Annotated in this window: 14 protein-coding genes; 13 read left to right on the plus strand and 1 reads right to left on the minus strand. The window is 54.7% G+C overall.

The window, feature by feature from the left end; translation table 11 throughout:
• Positions 1-421 precede the first annotated feature (421 nt).
• Positions 422-1,561: a tRNA epoxyqueuosine(34) reductase QueG gene (gene queG / locus Q7C21_RS20930; protein WP_033763336.1), complete on the minus strand. Its 1,140-nt coding sequence runs from the start codon at positions 1,559-1,561 to the stop codon at positions 422-424.
• Between queG and nnr the strand changes: the two genes are divergently transcribed.
• The 13 genes from nnr to rnr all read left to right on the plus strand — a co-directional run bounded on the left by nnr (position 1,560) and on the right by rnr (position 17,201).
• Positions 1,560-3,080 (plus strand): bifunctional ADP-dependent NAD(P)H-hydrate dehydratase/NAD(P)H-hydrate epimerase, encoded by a 1,521-nt coding sequence (gene nnr / locus Q7C21_RS20935; protein ID WP_003855303.1) that lies wholly within the window; start codon positions 1,560-1,562, stop codon positions 3,078-3,080. The two genes, queG and nnr, sit on opposite strands and share 2 nt — an antisense overlap.
• Complete coding sequence (gene tsaE / locus Q7C21_RS20940; protein WP_003855306.1) at positions 3,077-3,553, plus strand: tRNA (adenosine(37)-N6)-threonylcarbamoyltransferase complex ATPase subunit type 1 TsaE; 477 nt, start codon at positions 3,077-3,079, stop codon at positions 3,551-3,553. Before nnr ends, tsaE begins: the two co-directional genes overlap by 4 nt.
• Positions 3,550-5,220 carry an N-acetylmuramoyl-L-alanine amidase AmiB gene (gene amiB / locus Q7C21_RS20945; RefSeq protein ID WP_003855309.1) on the plus strand — a complete coding sequence of 557 codons (1,671 nt, stop codon included), beginning with the start codon at positions 3,550-3,552 and terminating at the stop codon, positions 5,218-5,220. Before tsaE ends, amiB begins: the two co-directional genes overlap by 4 nt.
• A 46-nt stretch (positions 5,221-5,266) precedes the next feature.
• Entirely contained in the window at positions 5,267-7,132 is a 1,866-nt protein-coding gene (gene mutL, locus Q7C21_RS20950) for a DNA mismatch repair endonuclease MutL (RefSeq protein ID WP_375151076.1), read from the plus strand.
• Positions 7,125-8,075 (plus strand): tRNA (adenosine(37)-N6)-dimethylallyltransferase MiaA, encoded by a 951-nt coding sequence (miaA, locus tag Q7C21_RS20955; protein ID WP_033743148.1) that lies wholly within the window; start codon positions 7,125-7,127, stop codon positions 8,073-8,075. The genes mutL and miaA overlap by 8 nt, the downstream gene beginning before the upstream one ends.
• Before the next feature lie 103 nt (positions 8,076-8,178).
• Complete coding sequence (hfq, locus tag Q7C21_RS20960; protein ID WP_182630137.1) at positions 8,179-8,490, plus strand: RNA chaperone Hfq; 312 nt, start codon at positions 8,179-8,181, stop codon at positions 8,488-8,490.
• 71 nt (positions 8,491-8,561) lie between these two features.
• Positions 8,562-9,842, plus strand: a complete 1,281-nt coding sequence (gene hflX / locus Q7C21_RS20965) for a ribosome rescue GTPase HflX (protein WP_003855317.1) — start codon at positions 8,562-8,564, stop codon at positions 9,840-9,842.
• A gap of 224 nt (positions 9,843-10,066) precedes the next feature.
• A complete protein-coding gene (gene hflK / locus Q7C21_RS20970) occupies positions 10,067-11,305 on the plus strand; it encodes an FtsH protease activity modulator HflK (RefSeq protein WP_003855318.1) in 1,239 nt (412 codons plus the stop codon).
• A 3-nt stretch (positions 11,306-11,308) separates the two neighbouring features.
• Complete coding sequence (gene hflC / locus Q7C21_RS20975; RefSeq protein WP_003855319.1) at positions 11,309-12,313, plus strand: protease modulator HflC; 1,005 nt, start codon at positions 11,309-11,311, stop codon at positions 12,311-12,313.
• Positions 12,314-12,369: 56 nt separating this feature from the next.
• Entirely contained in the window at positions 12,370-12,570 is a 201-nt protein-coding gene (locus Q7C21_RS20980; protein ID WP_033743145.1) for a DUF2065 domain-containing protein, read from the plus strand.
• A gap of 164 nt (positions 12,571-12,734) precedes the next feature.
• Positions 12,735-14,033 (plus strand): adenylosuccinate synthase, encoded by a 1,299-nt coding sequence (locus Q7C21_RS20985; RefSeq protein WP_008925795.1) that lies wholly within the window; start codon positions 12,735-12,737, stop codon positions 14,031-14,033.
• A gap of 218 nt (positions 14,034-14,251) precedes the next feature.
• Positions 14,252-14,695: a nitric oxide-sensing transcriptional repressor NsrR gene (nsrR, locus tag Q7C21_RS20990; RefSeq protein WP_003855325.1), complete on the plus strand. Its 444-nt coding sequence runs from the start codon at positions 14,252-14,254 to the stop codon at positions 14,693-14,695.
• 16 nt (positions 14,696-14,711) lie between these two features.
• Positions 14,712-17,201, plus strand: coding sequence for a ribonuclease R (gene rnr / locus Q7C21_RS20995; RefSeq protein ID WP_039659429.1), 2,490 nt, complete (start codon positions 14,712-14,714; stop codon positions 17,199-17,201).
• Positions 17,202-17,258: the final 57 nt, after the last annotated feature.

The following is a 17,258-nucleotide window of genomic DNA, read 5'->3' on the forward strand; positions in this document are numbered from 1 at the left end:
GGAATAGCTCAGTTGGTAGAGCACGACCTTGCCAAGGTCGGGGTCGCGAGTTCGAGTCTCGTTTCCCGCTCCAGATTTACATCACCCTGTTTCAGTCCGTTTTCCGGCTGTTTTACGCCGCGGGGTTTTGATTTTTTCCTGAAGGTTATCCACAACACTGCATCCCATCATCTGCGCCCTTTACGGCGATCTGTAAATTGTTTTTGAACAGAGTTATCCACAGCTTTGTGCTTTAACCGAAACGATAGCCTCATTATCAAATAAACACAACTTTTACATAAGTTATTGATATTTAGATAAATGAAGATATTTCAATGTGTTATTTCGCAGCGAAATCAGTGTTATTGCATTTGAATGACAACAGCTTTTTATTTTTATTCACAGCATGTGGAAAACGATAATTCACGATCGGGCTGTACAATCACGCATCACGCGGTAATCCCTTCTCTACTGCACGAACCAGCCGCTTCTGCTGGGCAGGCTGCACTTCAACCACGATTTGCTCGCGTTTCTGCTGCTGCTGTGCGATTGCCCACAGAATGTGTTCATCCAGTAGTTCACTCTCACCCAATCGTTGCTCCAGAATCTGAATAATTTCGGGTGACCAGGGCGCATTGCCCAGCGCGACAGCGATGTTACGCAGCCAGCGTAAATGACCAATGCGACGAATCGCTGAGCCTTCTGTTATGCGTAAAAACTTCGCCTCATCCCACTGAAACAGATCGATCAGTTCCGGTGCATGTAACGCCGCTCGCGGTGAAAAATCGCTTTCGTCACTAAGTTGTCCATAGCGATTCCACGGACAGATCAGCTGGCAGTCGTCGCAGCCATAAATCCGGTTGCCCATCAGCGGACGAAACTCTTCCGGGATAGCCCCTTCCAGCTCAATGGTGAGATAGGAGATACAGCGACGGGCATCGACGACGTAAGGCTCAACGATAGCGCTGGTGGGGCAGATGGTCATGCAGGCGACACAGCGACCACACTGCTCCTCCTGCGGGGCATCTGACGGTAGCGGAATATCGATGAGCAGTTCGCCGAGGAAAAACCACGAGCCCGCTTCCCGATTCAGAATCAGAGAATGTTTGCCCGTCCACCCCAGTCCTGCTTTAGCCGCCAGTGGGCGCTCAAGCAGCGGCGCCGAATCCACGAACGGTCGAAAATTCAGCTCGCCACAATGCTGCTGGATCATTTCTCCGAGCTTTTTCAGTCGATTGCGCAATACTTTGTGGTAATCACGACCGAGTGCATAACGGCTGACATAGCCCAATTGAGGATTTTTCAGCGTGCTGGCAAAGGCGGCTTTGGCCGGAAGGTAGTTCATGCGAACGCTGATGACACGCAGCGTGCCGGGTAGCAGTTCATGAGGACGCGCCCGCATCATGCCGTGTCGCGCCATCCACGCCATCTCGCCTTGATATTGTTTGTCCAGCCACGCCTGCAGGCGCGGCTCTTCTGCGCTGAGATCGGTGTCGGTGATGCCGACCTGCTGAAAGCCGAGATCCAATCCCCATTGTTTAATCTGTTGTGCGAGTTGATGAAGATCGAGAGGGTATGACATGAGTGACCAGGATTCGAAGAAAAACAGCCGTAGTTTACCATATTCTGTCTGGCCTGCGCAGGCTGTGCCAACGCTTGAGCAACAGGGCGCCGATGAACTCGGAATTACCCTGTATGAGCTCATGCTGCGAGCCGGGCAGTCTGCTTATGACCATCTGAATGCGAACTGGCCTGATGCCAGCCACTGGCTGATTCTGTGCGGTCACGGCAACAACGGTGGTGACGGTTATGTTGTGGCGCGACTGGGGCAGGCGGCTGGGAAAACCGTTACGCTGCTGGCGTGCGAAAGTGAAAAAGCGTTGCCGGAAGAGGCGCAGCGCGCGCGGGAGGCATGGCTGGATGCGGGCGGTGAAATTCATGCGGCCGATGCCGCCTGGCCAGAGCGGGTGGATGTGATAGTTGATGCGCTGCTGGGAACCGGCTGTAATCGTGCGCCCGGGAAACCCTATGCCTCACTTATCCAGCGGGCCAACGCCCACGCTGCACCCATACTCGCCATTGATATGCCTTCCGGCTTATCCGCCCGCAACGGCACCGCACCTGGTGAGGTGATTAATGCCAGCCATACGCTGAGTATGGTCGCACTGAAACCGGGTCAGATCACCGGCAAGGCGCGAGACTACATCGGACAACTCTGCTATGCCGATCTCGGCCTGGCCACCTTTCTGGCGGGCGAAGCGGCGCCCATCGCGCGTTATGACGCCAGTGCATTAACCCGCTGGCTAAAACCGCGTAAGCCGACCTCGCACAAGGGCAGTCATGGGCGGCTGCTGGTCGTCGGGGGCGATGCCGGTACCGCGGGCGCGGTACGAATGACCGCAGAAGCCGCGCTACGCAGCGGCAGCGGATTAGTGCGAGTACTTACTCACAAAGATAATATCATTCCGATTCTTACCGCCCGGCCCGAAGTTATGGTCGATGAGCTGACCGATGAACGGCTGACTGAGGCGCTGGAGTGGGCCGATGTTATTGCGATTGGGCCTGGTCTGGGTCAGCGTGAATGGGGCAAGCGGGCGCTGGAGCAGGTCGCGCGTAGTGAAAAGCCGATGCTTTGGGACGCGGATGCGCTTAACCTGCTGGCAATCAGTGCGGAGAAACGTCAGAATCGCATTATTACGCCGCATCCTGGAGAAGCGGCGCGTTTACTGAATATCGAGACCAGTGAAATTGAGAGTGACCGCTTACATGCAGCGCAGACATTGGCGCAGCATTATGGTGGCGTAGTGGTTCTGAAAGGTGCCGGCACGATCATTGCCAGTGAGCGGGGCGAACTGGCCTTTGCGGATGTGGGCAACGCCGGCATGGCTTCTGGTGGTATGGGCGATCTCCTGAGTGGAATTATCGCCTCGCTGGTGGGTCAGAAACTCACGCTGTTTGATGCAGCCTGCGCTGGCTGCGTGGCACATGGTGCAGCGGCCGATGCGGTGGCTGCAGAACGCGGAACACGCGGTATGCTGGCAACTGATTTACTGGATCTGCTGTGGCAATTTGTTAATCCTGAGATGAATAAAGAAGCATGAAGACCTGTGTTATTTCTTTGCCCGATGAGGCGGCTACGCTCGATTTGGGCGCTCAACTGGCGCGCGCCTGTGGCAGCGCGGCAGTCATTTATCTCTATGGCGATCTGGGGGCGGGTAAAACCACCTTCAGCCGCGGCTTTCTGCAGGCGCTGGGCCATCAGGGCAACGTCAAAAGCCCCACTTATACGTTGGTTGAGCCTTACTCGCTTAACAACCATACGCTCTATCATTTCGACCTTTATCGACTTGCCGATCCTGAAGAGCTTGAGTTCATGGGCATCCGTGACTACTTCAGTGGCGATGCCATCTGTCTGGTGGAATGGCCGCAGCAGGGTGCCGGTTTTCTGCCCTCGCCCGACCTTACGTTAACGCTGCGCTACGTGGGCGAAGCGCGTGAGGCAGAGCTGACGGCACAGTCGGCATCGGGCCAGAAATGGCTGGAACTGTTTGATCAGAGCAGGGATAAGACATGATGTCACGGATGAAAATAGCGCTGGTAACACTGCTGCTGCTGGTCTGTACGCCTCTTTTTGCCGCTACTCTGTCAGATATCAAAGTGGCCAATGGCGACAGTCAGGCCACCATCACCCTGAACTTTGCAGGACAGCCTGCCTATGCCTTTTTCTCACTGCACAACCCGAATCGTGTGGTGCTTGATGTTAACCAAAGCGGCGTGGTTCAGGGACTGCCACTCAATTTCAGCGGCGAAAATATCGTAAAGCGGATTCGTACCAGCACCCCTAAAGATAAACAGAGTGTGCGGCTGGTGTTTGAACTGACGCAGGCGGGTAAAACCCGAGCGGTCACCCAGCGCAATGGCAATAGCTATAGCGTGGTCTTCACCATTACCGGTAAGGCGCCTGCTATTACGCGCAGTGCGCCTGCGCCGGTCACGGCCCCGAGACCTGTGCCGACACAGAGTGCCGACGCGGTTAACCCATTTAATTCCAATCCAGTGACCTCAGTGACCAGCACGGCCAGCACCGTACGTCCAGGTCGTGCGGTCAGCCAGAATGACACCGTGATTGTGGCGATTGATGCCGGACATGGCGGTCAGGATCCGGGCGCTATCGGGCAGCGCGGGTTGAAAGAGAAGAACGTCACAATCGCCATTGCCCGCAAACTGCGAGTGTTGCTAAACAATGATCCGATGTTCAAAGGCGTGCTGACGCGTGATGGCGACTATTTTATCTCGGTCATGGGCCGCTCTGATGTCGCGCGTAAAGCCAATGCCAACGTGCTGGTGTCAATTCACGCTGACGCCGCGCCGAGCCATGCGGCGACTGGCGCATCGGTCTGGGTATTATCCAACCGTCGCGCAAATAACGAGATGGCTAACTGGCTGGAGCAGAAAGAGAAACAGTCTGAGCTGCTGGGCGGCGCAGGTGACCTGCTGGCCAACAGTCAGGCCGATCCTTACCTCAGCCAGGCGGTACTGGACCTGCAGTTTGGTCACTCGCAGCGCGTGGGTTATGACATCGCCCAGAAAGTGTTACAGCAGCTACGCAGCGTAACGTCGCTGCATAAACGTCTGCCTGAGCATGCCAGCCTGGGCGTGCTGCGTTCGCCAGATATCCCTTCTTTGCTGGTGGAAACCGGCTTTATCAGTAATTCCTCGGAGGAGCGACTGCTTGGCAGTAGCGCACACCAGGATAAGATTGCGCAGTCGATCTACAGAGGTCTGCGCACTTATTTCCTGGCGCACCCGCTACAATCCATCCCAAAGGAGGAAAACCGGCCGCTGGGCTCGTCGCCAGCGGTCAGCGTAGCCAGTAATCCGGCGACCGGTGTACCGCAATACACCGGTGTGACACAGCGTCATACGGTGACGCGCGGGGAGACACTTTCCGGCATTGCCGCAAAGTATGGTGTCAGCATGGACACGCTGCGTGGGATGAACGCGCTGAAGCGTGATGTGGTGTGGGTCGGACAGCGATTAAAAGTCCCGGCCAGTGCAGTGGCCAGTCGAACTGCGCGCGCGGCACCACGCGGTGTAGTACGCCATAAAGTGGTGGTCGGTGATTCGCTGACTGGCATTGCCGCACATTACGGCGTCAGCCCGAAAGCGATAATGCAGACTAATAATCTCAAGTCGACCAACGTCATGTTGGGGCAGAACCTGAAAATTCCTGCATCCTGATTGCTTGCCCGGCCGCTGCGCCGGGCTACCAGTTAAAAGGAAAACCATGCCGATTCAAATTTTACCGCCACAACTGGCTAACCAGATTGCGGCGGGTGAAGTCGTTGAGCGTCCTGCATCGGTGGTCAAAGAGCTGGTGGAGAACAGTCTGGATGCTGGCGCTACGCGCATTGAAGTTGATATTGAAAAGGGTGGCGCAAAGCTTATCCGGATCCGTGACAACGGCTGCGGCATCGTTAAAGCTGAGCTGTCGATGGCGCTGGCCCGGCACGCTACCAGCAAAATAGCCTCACTGGATGACCTGGAAGCGATTATGAGTCTGGGCTTTCGCGGTGAAGCGCTGGCCAGCATTAGTTCGGTCTCCCGCCTGACCTTAACCTCACGTACCGCCGATCAAACTGAAGCCTGGCAGGCCTATGCGGAAGGGCGTGACATGACGGTGACAGTTAAACCGGCAGCGCATCCCTGCGGCACCACGCTGGAAGTGCTGGATCTTTTTTATAACACCCCGGCACGCCGCAAGTTTATGCGCACGGAGAAAACCGAATTCGGCCATATCGACGAAGTGATTCGTCGTATTGCGCTGGCACGTTTTGACGTGGCGATATCATTAAGTCACAACGGTAAAATGATGCGTCAGTACCGTGCTGTCAGTGAGGAGAGTCAGCGTGAACGGCGACTGGCGGCAATCTGCGGCACCACCTTTATGCAGCATGCGCTGCGAATTGACTGGCAACATGATGACCTCTCGCTGCGTGGCTGGGTCGCCGATCCCGCAGGGTCGCGACAGGTCACCGATCTGCAGTATTGCTACGTCAATGGCCGGATGATGCGCGACAAGCTGATCAATCATGCTATCCGTCAGGCATTCCAGACACAGCTTCAGGATGACCAGCAGCCCGCTTACGTGCTTTATCTGGAGATCGATCCGCATCAGGTGGATGTCAACGTTCACCCGGCCAAGCATGAAGTACGTTTTCACCAGTCACGTCTGGTACATGACTTTATTTATCAGGGCGTGGTCAGCGCGCTTCAGGCGATGGCGGCACCCACCTTACCCGCGCTGCAGGCCGAAGAACCCGCGCCACGCTGGCAGCCTGAAAACCGTCAGGCGGCCGGGGGAAATCATTTTGCGCAGCCTGCAGCGTCTGCCAGTGAGACAAAACCCTCGTCCGCGCGTGAAACTCCGCCTGTCTGGCAAAACAAAGAGAATGTTTATCGTCAACGCGAAGGCGCGGTTTATCAGCAACTGCTGAAAACCCCTTCCGGCCCCCCCTCCTCCGGCACCACACCGCCGCTGAGCGCCCGCGAGCCAGCACCGCGTCCGGCCGCGAAACCCTCGCCGCTGGCCCCCCATGCCCAGAGTTTTGGCCGGGTGCTGACGATTTTGCACAATCACTTTGCGCTGCTGGAGCAGGACCAGACATTAATGCTGATGTCGCTGCCGGTTGCGGCACGCTGGCTGAAACTGGCTCAGCTTGAACCGGGTGAAGAGGGGCTTAAGCCGCAGCCGCTACTGATTCCGGTCAGGCTGAAAATTGCGCCAGGTGAACGACAGGCAGCAAAAGAAAACAGTAGTCTGCTCAATCAGATGGGTATTGATCTTCAGATCGATGGTGACCACGTGACGCTGCGCGCGGTGCCTTTACCGTTACGAACACAAAATTTACAAATCTTGATTCCTGAGCTGTTAGGCTATCTCGCCCGGCAGCAGGAGAACACTGCGACGCAACTGGCCCAGTGGCTGGCGCAGCGTCAGGAAACAGCGTCCTCCGACTGGAATCACTCACAGGCGATCAACCTGCTGGCAGAGCTTGAACGGCTTTGCCCACAGCTGCTGAAATCGCCGCCTTCAGGCTTATTACAGCCCATAGAGATTGAGAGCGCGGTCAACGCGTTGAAGCATGAGTGAATTAAACCAGGCTGGCCGGCCAAAGGCTATTTTTTTGATGGGACCTACAGCTTCGGGTAAGACCGCTTTAGCGATTGAGTTGCGTAAGCACTTACCCGTGGAACTTATCAGCGTTGATTCTGCCCTTATTTATCGTCAGATGGATATTGGTACGGCGAAACCGTCGGCTGAAGAGTTAGCAGTGGCGCCCCATCGTCTGCTCGACATCCGCGATCCCGCAGAAGCCTATTCGGCAGCGGAGTTCCGGCGGGATGCTTTAGCAGAAATGGCGGAAATCGTTGCAGCCGGACGAATACCGTTGCTTGTTGGTGGAACCATGCTCTACTTCAAGGCGTTACTTGAAGGATTGTCGCCGTTGCCCTCGGCCGATCCTGATGTTCGTCAGCGGATAGAGCAAACGGCGCGTGAAAAAGGCTGGGATGCTTTACACCGCCAGCTGTGTGAAATCGACCCGGTTGCCGGCAGTCGTATTCATCCGAATGATCCGCAGAGACTTTCGCGAGCACTGGAAGTTTTTTTTATTTCGGGTAAAACTTTAACGGAACTGACAAAAACATCCGGTGAAGCGTTACCCTACGACGTGCAACAGTTTGCCATCGCCCCCGCGAGCCGCGAATTGCTGCACCAGCGCATCGCGTTGCGTTTTGAGCAGATGTTAGCGTCAGGATTTGAAGCGGAGGCTCGGGCCCTGTTTGCACGAGGTGATTTGCATACGGACATGCCTTCCATTCGTTGTGTTGGCTATCGTCAGATGTGGTCTTATTTATCGGGCGAAATCGATCACAGCGAAATGGTTTATCGGGGAATTTGCGCGACCCGGCAACTTGCTAAGCGACAGATAACCTGGTTACGCGGTTGGGAAAATGTTCACTGGCTTGACAGTGACGAGCCCCGGCTGGCGCTTGATACAGTGTTACAGGTTCTTAGTGCGAAGCATGGGTGATTGTGTACAATTGATGGGTTATCGTGCGCAAATTTTTACGCAGTATTTTTCGAACCATAGGTTCTACTAGCAACAAACAACAAGCATATAAGGAAAAGATAGAATGGCTAAGGGGCAATCATTACAAGACCCGTTTTTGAACGCACTGCGTCGTGAACGTGTTCCGGTTTCGATTTATCTGGTTAACGGTATTAAGCTGCAGGGTCAGATCGAGTCATTTGATCAGTTCGTCATTTTGTTGAAAAACACGGTAAGTCAGATGGTTTATAAGCATGCCATTTCTACCGTTGTTCCTTCGCGCCCGGTTTCTCACCATAGCAATAATACCGGCGGCGGCAGCAACAATTATCATCAGGGCGGCAGCAACACAACTGCGCAGCCACAGCCACAACAAGACGGTGATAGCGCAGAATAACGCGTCATCGTACAGCCAGGCACGGAAGACAAACGTTTTCCGTCCTGGTCTTTATTTAGCGAGGTTATAGCTTGTTTGACCGTTATGAAGCCGGTGAGCAGGCCGTACTGGTACACATCTGGTTCTCCCAAGACAAAGAAGTAGAAGATTTACAGGAGTTTGAAACCCTGGTTTCTTCTGCTGGCGTTGAGGCGCTGCAAGTGGTTACTGGCAGCCGTAAAGCGCCGCACCCCAAGTATTTTGTCGGTGAAGGAAAGGCCGTTGAAATTGCCGATGCGGTAAAAACAACTGGAGCATCGGTCGTGTTATTCGATCATGCCCTCACGCCCGCTCAGGAAAGAAACCTCGAGCGCCTGTGCGAATGCCGCGTCATAGATCGCACTGGTTTAATTCTGGATATCTTCGCCCAGCGTGCACGTACCCACGAAGGTAAATTGCAGGTTGAGCTGGCACAGTTACGCCATCTTGCGACACGTCTGGTACGTGGCTGGACTCACCTTGAACGCCAGAAAGGCGGGATCGGTTTGCGTGGTCCGGGTGAAACACAGTTAGAAACAGACCGACGACTGCTGCGCGGACGAATCAGTCAGATTTTGTCTCGTCTTGAGCGGGTTGAAAAACAGCGTGAGCAGGGACGTCAGTCTCGTGCCAAAGCGGATGTGCCAACGGTTTCGCTGGTGGGTTATACCAACGCCGGCAAGTCGACCCTCTTTAACGCCATGACTTCTGCCAACGTCTTTGCCGCAGACCAGCTGTTTGCGACCCTTGATCCCACACTGCGCCGCCTGAATGTTGCCGATGTCGGAGATGTGGTGCTGGCAGACACGGTCGGCTTTATTCGCCATCTTCCTCACGATCTGGTTGCCGCTTTTAAAGCCACACTGCAGGAGACGCGTCAGGCGACGCTGTTAATGCACGTGATTGATGGCGCGGACCTGCGCGTGACAGAAAATATCGCCGCTGTTGATGCCGTACTGGAAGAGATTGAAGCGGATGAAATCCCGACGTTACTGGTAATGAATAAAATCGATATGCTTGACGGTTTTGAACCGCGTATCGATCGTAACGAAGAGAATCTGCCCATTCGCGTCTGGCTCTCCGCTCAGACCGGTGTGGGTATTCCGCTGCTATGGCAGGCGCTCTCTGAACGTCTGGCGGGTGAAATTGCCCAGCATGCGTTACGTCTGCCACCGGAAGCGGGGCGACTTCGTAGCCGTTTCTATCAGTTGCAGGCGATTGAGAAAGAGTGGAATGAAGAAGACGGCAGTGTAGGATTGCAGATACGTATGCCCATCATTGAATGGATGCGTTTATGTAAGCAGGAACCGTCGCTGACCAGTTACATCGTTTGATATTGCCCGACGCACTTACCTCAAAATTGAAGATTGTCGCATTTTCGTTGCAGGCCAGATACGCAGGATTTACCCGGGTATTTCGGATTTCAGCAAGGCGGCAACTGAGTGAATCCCTGGGTGCTTACTGCTGTAAGTGACCGGGGTGAGCGAAGGCAGCCAACATCGCTGCAATCCGAAAGATGAAGGGTAAAAACCGTAATTACAATAAATGGAGTAGAGACATGGCGTGGAATCAGCCCGGAAATAACGGACAGGACCGCGACCCGTGGGGAAGCAGCAATAATCAAGGCGGCAACTCTGGGGGAAATAAGGGAGGACGGGAATCCGGGCCTCCTGATCTGGATGATATCTTCCGTAAGCTGAGCAAGAAGCTTGGTGGACTGGGCGGTGGCAAACAGAGCGACAGCGGTCAACGCGGCTCCGGCAGCGGTGGCAAAATTGTTGGCATCGTGGCTGTTGCTGCTGTAGTCATCTGGGCTGCAAGCGGTTTCTACACCATCAAAGAAGCGGAGCGTGGCGTAGTGACGCGTTTCGGTAAGTTCAGTCACCTGGTCGAACCGGGCCTGAACTGGAAACCTACATTCATTGATCAGGTTCGTGCGGTTAACGTTGAATCAGTACGTGAACTGGCGGCTTCAGGTGTCATGCTGACCTCGGACGAGAACGTTGTGCGTGTCGAAATGAACGTGCAGTATCGCGTGACCGATCCGGAACGTTATCTTTATGCAGTCACCAGCGCGGACGACAGCCTGCGTCAGGCAACTGACAGCGCGCTGCGCGGCGTGATTGGTCGTTCCACCATGGACCGCATTCTGACTGAAGGCCGTACCGTGGTGCGTAGCGAAACCCAGCGTGAAATCGATGAGACGATTCGTCCTTACAACATGGGCGTCGCGGTTGTGGACGTTAACTTCCAGGCTGCCCGTCCGCCGGAAGAAGTGAAGTCTGCCTTTGATGACGCGATTGCGGCACGCGAAAACCGTGAGCAGTACGTCCGTGAAGCAGAAGCTTACGCCAACGAAGTTCAGCCTCGAGCTAACGGCCGTGCGCAACGTATTCTGGAAGAGGCGCGTGCATACAAAGAGCGTACCGTTCTGGAAGCGCAGGGTGAAGTGGCGCGCTTTGCCAAGATTCTGCCGGAATATAAAGCCGCGCCTGAAATCACCAAAGAGCGTCTTTATATCGAGACGATGGAACGTGTGCTGAGCCATACCCGCAAAGTCCTGGTTAACGATCGGGGTAATAACCTGATGGTGCTGCCGCTGGATCAACTGATGCGTGGCACCCAGGCTGCACCGGGCCAGAGCGGTCAGAAGGGCAGTAACAGTTCTTCGCTGCCGGCTATCTCCGATCGCGGCGCCAGCCGCAATGACACGTCGTCATACAGTCCGGACAACATCATGGATCAGCGCCGGGCCAATGCTCAGCGCAGCGACAGCCAGCGCGAAGGGAGAGAGTAATCGATGCGTAAGCCAATAGTATTTTTGATCATTGTCGTGCTGGTGGCGCTCTATGCGTCGCTGTTTGTGGTGCAGGAAGGGGAGCGAGGCATTGTTCTGCGCTTCGGCAAAGTCCTGCGCGATGGTGAAAACAAACCGCAGGTGTTTGCGCCGGGCCTGCATTTCAAGATCCCATTCCTGGAAACGGTTAAAACGCTGGATGCGCGCATTCAGACCATGGATAACCAGGCCGATCGCTTCGTCACTAAAGAGAAGAAAGATCTGATCGTCGACTCTTACATCAAGTGGCGTATTAGCGACTTCAGTCGCTACTACCTGGCTACCGGCGGCGGCGATGTCTCTCAGGCGGAAGTGCTGCTGAAACGTAAGTTCAGTGACCGCTTGCGTTCTGAAATGGGCCGTCTGGATGTGAAAGATATCGTAACGGACTCTCGTGGTCGCCTGACGACGGATGTCCGTGATGCGCTGAACACCGGTTCTGCTGGCAGCGATGATGAAATCGCAACGCCTGCGGCCGATGACGCTATTGCCAGTGCAGCGGCTCGTGTAGAGCGTGAAACCAACAGCAGCGAGCCGGCACCCAATCCGAACAGTATGGCGGCATTAGGTATTCAGGTGATGGATGTGCGCATCAAGCAGATCAACCTGCCGACTGAGGTTTCCGATGCGATCTTCAACCGTATGCGTGCCGAGCGTGAAGCGGTAGCGCGTAGCCAGCGTTCGCAGGGTCAGGAAGAGGCTGAAAAACTGCGTGCTCAGGCCGATTATCAGGTGACACGTACTCTGGCTGAAGCCCAGCGTGAAGCGCTGATTACACGTGGTGATGGTGATGCGGAAACGGCGCGGTTGTTTGCCGATGCGTTCAGCAAAGATCCTGACTTCTACGCTTTCATTCGTAGCCTGCGCGCCTATGAAAACAGCTTCAGTGAAAATCAGGATGTGATGGTGTTAAGTCCGGATAGCGACTTCTTCCGATATATGAAGGCGCCCTCTAACGCGACACGTTAAGAACTGATATAACCTGTAGGCCGACAATGTTGTCGGCCTTTTTTTTGGGTATCAGAATGAAAACGAGCATCTGGATGGCACTGGCGCTGGTATTAGTGCTGGAAGGGTTGGGACCGATGTTTATGCCACGCGCCTGGCGACGCATGATCCTGACGATGAGCCGTTTACCCGATCGCCTGCTGCACCGATTTGGTGGTGGACTGGTGGTGGCTGGCATGGTGATCTATTGCATGCTGAGTCTGCACGGCAACCTGTAAACCGGGAGAAGATCGGCTAAATTGTGCCTCTTTGCGCCGTTATCCCCAATATGTTGTAGTGATCAAAACGCAGGCAAAAAAGCGCGCAATCGTATGCTAAAAGTGCTGAAAAGCATAGGATCAGATGGTAGAATCCTTTTTTAAGCAATCGGTGATTTTGAGAAATGGGTAAGAACGTCGTCGTACTGGGCACCCAATGGGGTGACGAAGGTAAAGGTAAGATTGTAGACCTTCTGACTGAGCGCGCGAATTACGTTGTGCGTTATCAAGGCGGCCACAATGCGGGCCACACGCTTGTCATCAACGGTGAAAAAACCGTCCTCCACCTGATCCCTTCTGGCATTCTGCGCGATAACGTGACCAGCATCATTGGTAACGGCGTAGTGCTCTCTCCTGAAGCCTTAATGAAAGAGATGAAAGGCCTGGAAGCGCGCGGAATTCCGGTACGCGAGCGTCTGCTGATTTCTGAAGCCTGTCCGCTGATCCTGCAATATCATGTTGCGATGGATATGGCGCGTGAACGTGCCCGTGGTGCCAAAGCGATTGGTACGACTGGCCGTGGCATCGGTCCTGCTTATGAAGATAAAGTTGCCCGCCGTGCACTGCGCGTCAGCGACCTGTTTAATAAAGAAACATTTGCCGCCAAACTGAAAGAAGTCGTCGATTTCTACAACTTCCAGCTGGTGGAGTATTACAAAGAGCCGGCAGTCGACTTCGATAAAGTGCTGAGCGATGTGATGGAAGTCGCTGACATCCTGACTGGCATGGTGGTTGACGTCTCTGAACTGCTGGATGTCGCGCGTAAGCGTGGCGATCTGATTATGTTTGAAGGTGCGCAGGGTACGCTGCTGGATATCGATCACGGGACTTATCCGTACGTGACCTCATCCAACACGACCGCAGGTGGTGTTGCAACCGGTTCAGGCATTGGTCCGCGTTATGTCGACTACGTTCTGGGTATTGTGAAAGCTTACTCAACCCGCGTTGGTGCAGGCCCGTTCCCGACCGAACTGTTCGACGAAACCGGCGAATTCCTCTGTGCGCAGGGTAATGAGTTTGGTGCGACCACCGGTCGCCGCCGCCGTACCGGCTGGCTGGATGCAGTAGCGGTTCGCCGCGCGGTTCAGATCAACTCCCTGTCAGGTTTCTGCATGACCAAGCTGGACGTGCTGGATGGCCTGAAAGAGGTGAAAATCTGTGTGGCTTACCGTATGCCTGATGGTCGCGAAGTGACCACCACGCCACTGGCGGCAGAGAACTGGGAAGGCATTGAGCCGGTTTACGAGACCCTGCCAGGCTGGAGCGAGACAACGTTTGGCGTGAAGACGCTGGAAGGTTTGCCTCAGGCCGCGCGTGATTACATCAAGCGTGTTGAAGAGGTAACAGGTGTGCCGATTGATATCATCTCAACCGGTCCCGATCGTAGTGAAACGATGATTCTGCGCGACCCGTTTGACGCATAATCATTCAGGCCGGACACTGTCCGGCCCTTGTTTTTCCACTCTCAGATGCCACTTAATCTCCCTTCGCTTGTCAAACCTTGTGCTGGCTTAAAAAAACGCACGGCTGATCAGACTCTGGTTTATCATCGTAGTTAATCGAATGGCGATCCGATTCAATCCTGACATCAATCGTAAGGCGAATAACCTAATGCCACGCCTGAAGGTTCACCGAGGTTACTGTGCAGCTCACGAGTTTTACTGATTATGGCTTACGCGCCCTGATTTATCTGGCATCGTTGCCAGAAGGTCAGCAGACCAATATTACGGAAGTGACAAACACCTATGGTTTGTCCCGCAATCATATGGTCAAAATCATCAATCAGCTGAGCCGGGCGGGCTATGTCGCCGCCACGCGTGGTAAAAACGGCGGCATTCGTTTGGGTATGCCAGCGCGCCAGATTGTCATTGGCGACGTGGTACGTAAGATGGAGCCACTACAACTGGTTGACTGCGCCTCCTGTTCCATCACGCCAGCCTGTCGTCTGAAGCAGGCATTACATGATGCAGTGCAGCGATTTTTGCAGGAGCTGGATAACTATACCCTGGCAGACCTGGTCGAAGGCAATACACCACTTTATGAGATCATCTTGTCCAGATCGCCAGTGGCAATAAATATTAAATGACATCGGAGGAACCGCTATGTCAAAAGATCCATTTCAGGATAGAGAAGCTGAAAAATACGAAAACCCTATTCCGAGCCGTGAATTTATTCTGGCTCTGCTAGAAAAACGTGAAAAACCGGCCAGCCGTGAAGAGCTGGCTGAAGAGATGAATCTGCAGGAAGAAGAGCACCTTGAGGCACTGCGTCGCCGCCTTCGCGCTATGGAGCGTGATGGTCAGCTGGTGTTCACCCGCCGTCAGTGTTATGCCCTGCCAGAACGCCTTGATCTCCTGCGCGGTAAAGTCATTGGCCATCGTGATGGCTACGGCTTCCTGCGGGCAGAAGGCCAGAAAGATGACCTTTACCTCTCCGCAGAACAGATGAAATTCTGTATGCACGGTGACGTGATCCTGGCGCAGCCGCTGGGTGCCGATCGCAAAGGCCGCCGCGAAGCGCGTGTGGTTCGCGTGCAGGAACCCCGCAACAATCAGATCGTTGGCCGTTACTTTACCGACGCTGGCGCAGGTTTTGTGGTACCGGACGACAGTCGCCTGAGTTTTGATATTCTCATCCCGCCTGAAGAGACGATGAATGCCCGTATGGGTTCCGTGGTGGTGGTTGAGCTGGTCCAGCGTCCGAACCGTCGCAGCAAGGCGATCGGTAAAATTGCAGAGATTCTGGGCGATGATATGGGCACCAGCCTGGCCGTAGATATGGCGCTGCGTACCCATGAAATTCCGCACACCTGGCCGCCAGAAGTGGAAGCGCAGATCAGTAAGCTGAAAGAAGAAGTGCCGGAAGAGGCCAAAAAAGGCCGCGTCGATCTGCGTAAACTGCCGCTGGTCACCATCGATGGTGAAGATGCCCGTGACTTTGATGATGCTGTCTACTGTGAGAAGAAGCGCGGTGGCGGATGGCGTCTGTGGGTGGCGATTGCCGACGTGAGTTACTACGTCCGTCCTGGCACGCCACTGGATGACGAAGCGCATCAGCGCGGCACCTCAGTTTACTTCCCGTCGCAGGTTGTTCCGATGCTGCCCGAAGTACTGTCGAATGGCTTATGTTCGCTTAACCCGCAGGTCGATCGTCTCTGTATGGTGTGCGAGATGACCATTTCGACCAAGGGCAAGCTGACAGGCTTTAAGCACTACGAAGCGGTAATGAATTCCCATGCGCGTCTGACCTATAACAAAGTCTGGAACATCCTGCAGGGCGACAAAGAGCTGCGTCAGCAGTATGCACCGCTGGTCAAAGACCTCGAAGAGCTGAATAACCTCTATCATGCGCTGGAAGCTGCCCGTGAAGAGCGTGGCGGAATCTCGTTTGAAACGGAAGAGGCGAAGTTCATCTTCAACGCCGAGCGCCGTATTGAACGTGTTGAGCGTGCATCACGTAATGACGCCCACAAACTGATTGAAGAGTGCATGATCCTGGCGAACATCGCCTCGGCACGCTTCGTTGAGAAAAATCAGGAACCGGCACTGTTCCGCGATCACGATCGCCCGACCGACGAGAGCATCAAGAGCTTCCGTACCGTGCTTAATGAGCTGGGACTGACGCTGCCTGGCGGCAATAAACCGCAGCCGGTTGATTATGCAGCGCTGCTGAAGCAGGTTGCCGATCGTCCTGATGCGGAAATGCTGCAAACCATGCTGCTGCGTTCGATGAAGCAGGCCGTTTACGATCCGGAAAACCGCGGTCACTTTGGTCTGGCACTCTCGTCCTATGCGCACTTTACTTCGCCGATTCGCCGCTACCCGGATCTGACGCTGCACCGCGCTATCAAGTATCTGCTGGCGAAAGAGCAGGGTGAAGGCAAGGGACTGGTTCAACGTGCCATCAAGTACCTGATGCCTAAAGATAAAAATGCCAAAGATCTCACTACGGCAACCGGCGGCTATCACTACGAGATGCCGGAGATGCTGCAGCTGGGTCTGCACTGCTCCCTGACCGAGCGCCGTGCGGATGAAGCGACCCGCGACGTCGCGGACTGGCTCAAGTGTGACTTTATGCAGGATCAGGTTGGCAATGTCTTCAACGGCGTCATCTCCAGCGTCACCGGATTTGGCTTCTTTGTCCGCTTAAGCGATTTGTTCATCGACGGTCTGGTGCACGTTTCAACGCTCGACAACGATTACTACCGTTTCGATCCGGTTGGTCAGCGTCTGATTGGTGAATCGGGCGGTCGCACCTATCGTCTGGGTGACACGGTTGAAGTGCGTGTTGAAGCGGTCCACATGGACGAGCGTAAAATCGACTTTGCTCTGATCTCCAGCCAGCGTCAGGTCCGTGGTGAAGGTAAAACCGCGCGTGACCGGGCAAAACGTGACGATAACGCCCCAACGAAACGCCGTCGCAATGCGAGCAGGAAGTCTAACTTCGAGCCGGATTCTGCGTTCCGGGGTGATAAAGGCAAGCCCGCCGCTGCGGATTCCGCGAATAAAAGTAAAAATGTCTCGGAAAAAACCCGTAAAATCGCCGCCGCCACCCGGGCGAAGCGCGCCAGAAAAAAGGCGCAGCCTGACTGATGCGCGCACCCGCCCTTTCTCCTGAGAAAGGGCGGTCATTTATTCATTTCCAAACAC

Source organism: Pantoea sp. ANP04, from assembly GCF_041982285.1.
GTDB lineage: Bacteria > Pseudomonadota > Gammaproteobacteria > Enterobacterales > Enterobacteriaceae > Pantoea > Pantoea eucalypti.